Annotated in this window: 9 protein-coding genes; 2 read left to right on the top strand and 7 right to left on the bottom strand. The window is 48.6% G+C overall.

Features of this window, described 5'->3' with window-relative positions; all coding sequences use genetic code 11:
* The coding region (locus tag AB7S66_RS09950) for an L-threonylcarbamoyladenylate synthase (RefSeq protein WP_428519578.1) at positions 1 to 588 on the top strand (588 nt) is incomplete at its 5' end.
* Here the strand turns inward: AB7S66_RS09950 and AB7S66_RS09945 are convergent.
* From AB7S66_RS09945 to AB7S66_RS09920, 6 genes are all read right to left on the bottom strand, one after another.
* Entirely contained in the window at positions 578 to 1054 is a 477-nt protein-coding gene (locus AB7S66_RS09945) for a flavodoxin domain-containing protein (RefSeq protein WP_428519576.1), read from the bottom strand. The genes AB7S66_RS09950 and AB7S66_RS09945 overlap by 11 nt on opposite strands.
* A 67-nt stretch (positions 1055 to 1121) precedes the next feature.
* Complete coding sequence (locus AB7S66_RS09940) at positions 1122 to 2480, bottom strand: FAD-dependent oxidoreductase (RefSeq protein WP_428519574.1); 1359 nt, start codon at positions 2478 to 2480, stop codon at positions 1122 to 1124.
* Positions 2481 to 2693: 213 nt separating this feature from the next.
* Positions 2694 to 3050 carry a hypothetical protein gene (locus AB7S66_RS09935; RefSeq protein WP_428519572.1) on the bottom strand — a complete coding sequence of 119 codons (357 nt, stop codon included), beginning with the start codon at positions 3048 to 3050 and terminating at the stop codon, positions 2694 to 2696.
* An 80-nt stretch (positions 3051 to 3130) separates the two neighbouring features.
* The gene (locus tag AB7S66_RS09930) at positions 3131 to 4474 is read right to left on the bottom strand and encodes a sensor histidine kinase (protein WP_428519570.1); all 1344 of its coding nucleotides are present in this window, start codon (positions 4472 to 4474) and stop codon (positions 3131 to 3133) included.
* A 1-nt stretch (position 4475) separates the two neighbouring features.
* On the bottom strand, positions 4476 to 5168 hold the full coding sequence (locus AB7S66_RS09925; RefSeq protein ID WP_428519568.1) for a response regulator transcription factor: 693 nt from the start codon (positions 5166 to 5168) through the stop codon (positions 4476 to 4478).
* 68 nt (positions 5169 to 5236) lie between these two features.
* Positions 5237 to 6007 carry an SDR family NAD(P)-dependent oxidoreductase gene (locus AB7S66_RS09920; protein ID WP_428519566.1) on the bottom strand — a complete coding sequence of 257 codons (771 nt, stop codon included), beginning with the start codon at positions 6005 to 6007 and terminating at the stop codon, positions 5237 to 5239.
* Positions 6008 to 6145: 138 nt separating this feature from the next.
* Here AB7S66_RS09920 and AB7S66_RS09915 point away from each other — a divergent pair, with 138 nt between their 5' ends.
* On the top strand, positions 6146 to 7366 hold the full coding sequence (locus AB7S66_RS09915) for an MFS transporter (protein ID WP_428519564.1): 1221 nt from the start codon (positions 6146 to 6148) through the stop codon (positions 7364 to 7366).
* Here AB7S66_RS09915 and AB7S66_RS09910 read toward each other — a convergent pair.
* The gene (locus tag AB7S66_RS09910) at positions 7335 to 8249 is read right to left on the bottom strand and encodes a prenyltransferase (RefSeq protein WP_428519562.1); all 915 of its coding nucleotides are present in this window, start codon (positions 8247 to 8249) and stop codon (positions 7335 to 7337) included. The two genes, AB7S66_RS09915 and AB7S66_RS09910, sit on opposite strands and share 32 nt — an antisense overlap.
* Positions 8250 to 8298: the final 49 nt, after the last annotated feature.

Raw genomic sequence — 8298 nt, 5'->3', positions numbered from 1 at the left:
CCAATTGCAGCCCCAAGCGCCAACCGGTTTGGTTATACCAGCCCTACCACTGCAGAGCATGTGAGAGAGCAACTCTCAAGCAGGATAGCAGCAATCCTGGATGGAGGAGCCTGTACAGTAGGTATTGAATCAACAGTGCTTGCGTTGCATACACCCATTCCCACCATTCTCAGACCAGGAAAAATCGGATGTGAAGAGCTCAAGCCCTTGCTTGGCGAGGTTGCCATGGCAAAACAGGCTGGCCCTACCGACACAAAGATGGAGAGCCCAGGATTGCTGGAATCGCACTATGCCCCAACGACCCCACTCTACCTGGTTGATGATGTTCGTCAGTACCAAGGATGTGAGGATGTGGGCGTATTACTGTCTGAGGATATTGGTGTTTCGTTCAAAGGCCCTGTGGCCTACATCAGTGAAGACAAGGACAGCGAGAAAGCCGCAATGCGGCTCTATTGGGCGATCAGGAAGCTGGATGGCATGGGATTACGTTTCATGGTCTGTTCCCTGTTGCCTGAACAGGGGATCGGGGTTGCAATCAACAATCGATTGAGAAAGGCAGCAACGAAGAAAGCACAACCTAGCTGTTGAGTACGTCGGCGAATTCCTTGATCGCGTCATATTGGATTCGTTTGACATCCTCATCACTCTTGCTCATCATCTTGATCATCTTCTTGGTGAACCATCCCATCCGGGAGAAGAGGAACTGTCCTCCAAAGCTGTTTTTCACCAATGCATGGGCAACCAAGGCAGGGGCATAGCAATGATCCAATTGCTTGATACTTCCTTCCCCCTCTTCCATATCGCAGGTAAAGAGCCCTAAACGTTTACCAAGCAAGGTTGCCTCATGGTCACTGCAAAAACGCTTAACACGTCTGTTAACCCTACCTGCGTAGACAGGGCTTCCTATGACAACAGTCTCGAACCCTGCAAGATCAACCGTGGGATTTTCTGCAAGGTTTTGTAATACGACCTCCCCTTCCAGTGCATCACTGAGTAGATTCGCACATGCTCCGGTCGTACCATATCGAGTTGCATAGATGATGAGTGTTTTCATAGGTTACCTCTCCTTTGCCCTGCTAACTATAGCATACACAGGGCAAAAGAGAAATGAATGAAAATGCCTAACAACGCATCTTCTTTACGACCACTTCGGCTGCCTTGATCAAAGGATATCCTGCAGGAGAACCAGTCAACAAGGGTTGCGTACCGATTTGCATCGTAAGGAGCTGCTTGACCGTTACACGATTCTGAATAAGGAAACCAATTGCGTTGGTCAACTCCCCAATAGAAGTACCGCCATACACCTCTGCACCGAGAATCATGCCACAATCGCTGGCAACAATCAGTTTCACCATCTGCTTGTGGGAGTGCTCGAGGTTCCCGGGATGGGTATCCATGCCGGTAAAACTGCCACAGATGACCGAGAAATTCTCAGCTACGGCACGAGCCTCAGTGATACCTGCAGTACCGAAAGCATGATTGCCGATAGCTGTAGAGTAAATGGCAATGGTCCCCGTGAATGGTTTACAGGGGCTCAGAGAATAAAGGTTCATACCTGCTGTCCTGGCTTCTGCACATGCCGTGGAGGCAAGCATCGTACGGTCAAGTTTCCTGGTGACAAAATCCCGTTTCTCTGCACAGTCCCCGACAGCAACGATATCACTGGTACAGGGCAATACACGCATGTATTCACAGGTCTTGATGAAGTCAAACTCATTGAGTTCAATGCCTGCTGCTTTTGCAATTGCAGTATTGGGCGCATATCCCATAGAGAGGATTACTGCATCAGCCTTGATATGGTCACCACTGGTGAGAACAACCTCACTGACCTTTCCATCCTTTCCCTTGATCTCACTGGCACCCTTACCCGTAATTACCTTGATCCCGCGCTCTTCAAGATGCTCCTGGGCAAGGACTCCGAACTCATCATCAAAGGCACGGTTGAGGATTGCTTTCTCAATTTCCAACAAGGTAACATGGTACCCTCTCTTGTTCAGCTCGTCAGACACCTCGACACCGATGAAGCCTGCACCAATGACGATGATTTCCTTCAGGTCCTTGAGTTGATCAAGCATCTTGTCAAGGTACACCTTGTTTTTAGGTATGGTGAATACTCTTTCCAGATCTCCACCCTTGAGCCAAGCCGGCTTGGTGGGGATACTGCCCAGGGCAAGGATCAACTTCGCGTACTGCATCGTTTCGCCACTTGCAAACACGCATTGTCTTTCCTTGACCTTGATTTCGGTCATTTCATCCACGACAATCTCAACCCCTACTGAGGTAAGCAACTTGTCTGAAAGTATATCCTTGCTGCTGTCACTGAGCGTTCCGAAAATATAGGGAATTCCACAAGGAATCAGGACTTGCTCTTCCTTACGAACCAGAACCACTTCTTTCTCTGGATAGGTGGTCTTCGTGGTGATTGCTGCCTGCAATCCGGAGGCACCGCCCCCAATAACCAATACATCGATAATTCTCATATACTCTCCTTGCGTTTACTATGGTCAGTATGCGCTCAGATGTAGTGTTTCTCAAGAGGCTTTTTGCAGAAAACGTGTTTTTTTTCCTTATCACACAAAGATATATTTATATATGATTATATATCATTACTAATCATAAATGCATTTTCCCAGATCTTTACGTTAAGAAAGAGGGTCCGAAGACCCTCCTTGAGAGATTACGTATCCTACGATTTAGCGACGGCCATAACCACCTTGTGGTGATCCAGCTTTCTGTCCACGACCACCACCCTGATACTGGCCACCTGCAGCCTGTCTCAGTTCAGCTTCTGCCCTTCTCTCTTCAATCTGGGCCTGCAGTTCAGCGGGAAGCTCATCAAAAATGCAATCTTCTGCAGTACAATCCATCATCATCACACGCTGTTGTACAGCCTGGTTCTGCTGGACGCTTGATCGAGGAGCTGTGGCTACGGCCCTTCCCTGCACTGGTGCTACTGCTCTACCTTGTGCGAATGCAGGAGCTGCGCTGAGTGCTACGATGCCGACGATAAGGAGGATGGCTACCATCCCGATACGTTTGTTGTTCTTCATTTTTGACCTCCAGTCAATTTGTTTGTCTTGACTAGAGTTTCGCACTGTAGTGTCCAGAGAGTTTCAACAGTAGATAAAGATTAGGTAAAGTAGAGGGTAAATTTGGTTTTTTTCTCGCTGGTCACGGCAATATTCCAACCATGAGCTTCAGCAATGGCTTTAACTATGGAAAGCCCCAGTCCACTACCTTCACTGGAACGTGATGTCTCAGCTCTGCTGAGCCTGTCGAAGAGCCGAGGAAGGAATGCCTCTTCAATGACTCCTTCGTTTTCAATACTCAGCTGCACGGCATTACCCGCCGAATCACCCACAACATGGATGGTGATTGTGGAAGGAGCTGTGCCGTATCTCACAGCATTGGAAATCAAGTTGTCCATGAGTCTGGTGAACAGATTCTCATCAGCTTGCAATAAAAATGGGGTGGCATCACAGGAGAAGTCCATCTCTCTCTGCTTTGCTTGCACTTCGAAGCGGGATAGTAGATTCTTGAGCACTTCATCGACCCTTACTGGCTCAGTATGTACTTTATAACCAGGGGATTCCAGATGCGTCAGAAGAGAAAGGTCATTGATCATATACGTCAGCTTTTCTGTTTCTGCCAGAAAGAGCGCAATACGATGCTCATCCAGTTTCAGGACTCCATCTGCAACGCCTTCCAACTGGCCCTTGAGGACGGTAACCGGGCTTCTCAGATCATGGGCAATATCAGCTGCCCATTGACGACGAAGCCGCTCCTCATGCAATAGATTTTCCTGGAGTTTTTTTGCTGCTTCACTGATGTCTGCAAACTCACTCACCATACTTTGTTTTAGTACAACATCCCGCTGACGATTGGCCATACTGGACAATCCTTCCGTGAGTTCCCGACTCCGCTTCTTGAGTGGGATAAAAAAGAGAAAGGCAAGGAGTACTGCTACAATCAAGGAAATAAGCAATGCCCAGATGAGTACATTCTTTGCAGCTGAGACAAGCATTGCATTGGCTTCCACCTCGGAGAAGGTAGGCAGATGCATGGAATAGTAGGCAATGGGTTGTCCCTCCTCACCGATGATGGGGAGTACCTTCTGGTTTTCCAATTGTCCAAACTGAAAACCCCTCGCCCTTCCAACGCTGCGATCAGTTTTATGGTAGGAGTAGAGCGTGTTTCTCCCAGTATCGGAGATGATCAGGTAGGTTGGTTGTTGCAATAAGTCTTCCAATGCAACGGATAGGGTTCCTTCGCTGAGCGTTCCGTCTTGCCTGTATACTTCCAGGACCCGTTCTTCAATCTGTCTCTGCAGGCCAGCGGTTTGCTGGGAGTACCAGGCATCCTGGGTTGCATCCAACCCGAAGAAGAGCATCAGGGAAAGCAATGAGGCAAACACCAGAAGGCTGAGGAGGACCAGGAGGAAGTTTAGCTTAGACAGGGAAATGGTTCTTCTCATTCTAACTTTCCTTCCGTTTTCCTGCAAATGCGTACCCGAATCCTCTCACTGTCTTGATCCACTCAGCTGACCCAAGCTTTGATCGCAGGTTCTTCATATGAGTGTTGATCGTTCTGTCACTTCCGTCGTGTACATACCCCAGGCATTCACCCAAGAGACGCTGTCTTGTGATCAACTGGGGACTGTTCTCAGCAAGCAGAAGAAGCATCTTCCATTCAAGCGCCGTAAGGGAGAGCAATATACCATCTAGGACGACTTCATGGGTATGTTCATTGAGGTTGAGCGTATGACCGTCCAATTCAAATACATCACCTTCTGCTTGTTGCTTGCCACCCTGCTCCACTCTTCTGAGTATTGCCTGGACTCTCAGTACCAACTCCTTAGGACTGAATGGTTTTACAATATAATCCTCTGACCCGAGTTCCAGACCGGTTATCCGGTCGCTCTCGGATTCACGAGCGGTCAGGAATATGAAGGGGATGCTCATATCATACGCATGAATCTGCTTGGCCAGAAGAAAACCATCCCCATCAGGCAGCATCACATCAAGGATGCAAAGACGGGGATGTTTGTATTCCAGACTTTCAATGACACCTGCACATTTGCCGAATACTTCAGTGGTGTACCCTGCCAACTGCAAGTAGGCTTGGATGGTCTCCGCAATTGCCGGATTGTCCTCAACAATATATATCATGGGTAGATGATAGGACTGTGAGTTCCAAAAAACAAGACACTCCTTTTGTTCTTTACCTACTCTTCATCTTAGAGGGCGGTCCAGCCACCATCAACCAGCAGGAGGGTGCCGGTTACCATGTCTGCATGATCACTCGCAAGATAGAGGACTGCGGAAGCAACATCATCAATGGAGGCAACCCTCCCACGAGGGATCTTACCAAGTACCCCTGCAAGGAATGCTGGGTCATCCAGCCTTTCAGCAGTGCCAGGGGTGTAGACGAAAGTAGGGCCAACTGCATTGACCGTAATATTGCTGGGGGACCATTCAGCGGCCAATACCTTGGTGAGCATATTCAGCCCACCCTTTGAAGCACAATAAACCGCCTCATGGGGAATGGCCACCACGGAAGCTTGGCTGGATATGTTCACGATGCGACCATTCTTACGGGAGAGCATTCTCTTTCCTGCCTCCTGGCAGCAAAAGAAGGTTCCTTTCAGGTTCAGGTCCATCATCCAGTCCCAGTCTTCCTCGGTAATTTCCTCAGCTGGAATTGGATTGCCCATGCCTGCATTGTTCACCAGTACATCGATCGGACCCATTTCCTCTTCAATACGGGAAAAACAGTCCTTGATGGAGTCCACTCGTCTCAAGTCAAGGTTGAAGGCTTTGCATTCACCCCCTTGGTCCTGTATGCCGGCAGCAACCTGCTCAAGCGCATCAATGTCCCGAGCAGCAATCGCCACCCGTGCTCCCTCAAAGGCAATGATCTCAGCCAAACCCTTGCCTATGCCTTTACTCGCCCCAGTTATTACCACCAATTTCCCTTCCAAGGTAGAACCAAACCGCTTTCCTTCCATATCTGCATCTCCTTCTCTCTCTGTAGCCTACGACGGGGCTAGAGTGCAGTCAATATGTATTTCTCACTCTCAGTTGTTGACAACTGTGACGTTTCTAACCATAGTCACAGGTAATTCAAGCCAACTGGAGTCTCTACCATGCCGAGAGAGAAAGAATCGATCTACCGGGGCGATACGGAGGTGAGGGTATTCCTTACTACCATTCTGCTTACCGGTCTTGCTTACGGGCTGTATCGTGGAATTCAGGACAACTATCTTGCTGAGATAGTAAAGATATCTGAACTTGAACGGGGAATCGTCGAATTCTTTCGGGAATTACCGGGACTCCTGCTTATCTTCATCCTCGCCTCCATGTATCGGTTCAGTGAGAGTACCGTCTACAAGGTAGGTACACTTATCATGCTCTTCGGTTTGCTTGGCTTGTTGTTTCTCGGCTCCAGCAAAGTAGTGGTCATCCTCTTCATGGTTGTCTTCAGTAGTGGGGAGCATATCATCATGCCGATCAAGAGCTCGATGTCCCTCTCCTTTGCAAAAAACGAGAAAGGAGGAGCCAGCCTGGGGGTAACCTCAGCGATCAGTCATGGGGGAAACATCGGTGGTTTTGTCATTGTCTCCATCCTCTTCCTGGTCCTTGGTCGCCTTGGGTATGCAAGGGATTCAATTATTGGTTTCAGGGTGATATTCTTCCTCTCCGCTTCCTTGCTCTTCTCAGCAGCCGTTATCGTACTCACGATGAGAGATCGTGGGAAGCCAGTTAAAAGAAGCCGATTGTACTTCCACCGAAAGTTCGGAAAGTTCTACATGCTGGAGATATTTTATGGGGCAAGAAAACAGATCTTCCTCACCTTTGCTCCCTATGTCCTCATCCTTTTCTATGGAGCCGACACCTCAGTTATCGCGATGCTGCTTGCCATCTGTGCAATCTTCGGCATGTTGCTCAGTCCGGTTATCGGGATATTGGTGGACAAGCTGGGATATAAGACCATCATGGTAGCCGATACCATCATTCTCGTTGCCGTTTGTTTGCTCTATGGCTTTGCGCACCGGTTATTCCCGATGGAAATTGCATTCATCGTGGTATGTGTCAATTTTGTACTCGATTCAATCATCAGCCTTGCAAGCATGGCAACCAATGTGTATGTAAGAGACCTGTCCTCTTCCCGTGAAGAACTCACCGCTACCCTTACAACGGGTATCTCGGTCAACCACCTGATCAGTGTCATGATCGCCCTGCTTGGCGGATACATTTGGAAAACGCTTGGCATTGAAGTCCTGTTCTCACTTTCAGCGGTTTTGGGATTGGCTAACTCCGTATTTGCAGCAACCATTAAAAAGCCGGAGAACCGAACACTTTACTGAGCAGGAAAGCAATAAGGAAACTCAATGCGAACCAGACAAATGTAGAGGAAGCAAAGCGCATATGTTGGGCTTTGTGTGCCTCATCCATTCCCTCCCTCCTCATGTTCCTGAACTGGACCAAGAAACGGATGGCCAGAAATATCAGCAGGGGAAGGAAATATACGGGATACATTCCAACAAACACAAACACTGCACTCACCAGATAGGCAGCCAAGCCTTCTGCTGCAACCAAGCCGATACTGCCTCGTTTCCCCAGGAGAATGGAAAGTGTTTTCCTTCCATTTGCTGTATCACCAATGCGGTCACAGCCATTGTTCACCGAAAGGATCATACCAATAAGCAAAAGGAAGGGAAGAGTTGCTGCAACCTCCTTGGCACCAAGGGGAACTCCCAGGACGAAGAGCGTGATCAGAAAGAGGACACTGCCCAGGAAGCCTCCGGCAAACAGTTCACCAAACGGTGTCCTGCTGATCGGCAGGGGACCGGCTGTGTAGAAGAAACCAACGAGCATGCACAGCCCACCAACAACGATAAGATACCAGCTGGTCATAGAGGCCAAAACGAGACCCAGCACTGCGGCAAGTGCGAACAGGGCAAGTGAGATAAGCAAGGCAGAGAGCGGGTTGACCTGCTCATGGACCAGAACCTTCTCTTTCTCCTTGGTATAGGTAAGATTATCTGTCCCCCGATAATAATCGAAAAAGGTGTTGAAGCCGGTGGTTCCCATATCAACAAACAGGGTTGCAAACCCCATAATCACCCAAGGAACCATGGGTACACTATCTTGAATATTAACTGCATAGAGAGAGGCACAGACGAAAGTTCCCATGCTGATGACCTTCGTTCGCATCTCGACGATATTAAGGAACTGGCGTGTTGTCATAAGGAAATTATACTGTTTTTGTGGGATATTTTCCATGCTTCTTCACTTT

The organism is Sphaerochaeta sp. (assembly GCF_050178175.1).
Taxonomy (GTDB): Bacteria; Spirochaetota; Spirochaetia; order Sphaerochaetales; family Sphaerochaetaceae; genus Sphaerochaeta.
This window is presented reverse-complemented; position numbering and strand designations above follow the sequence as displayed.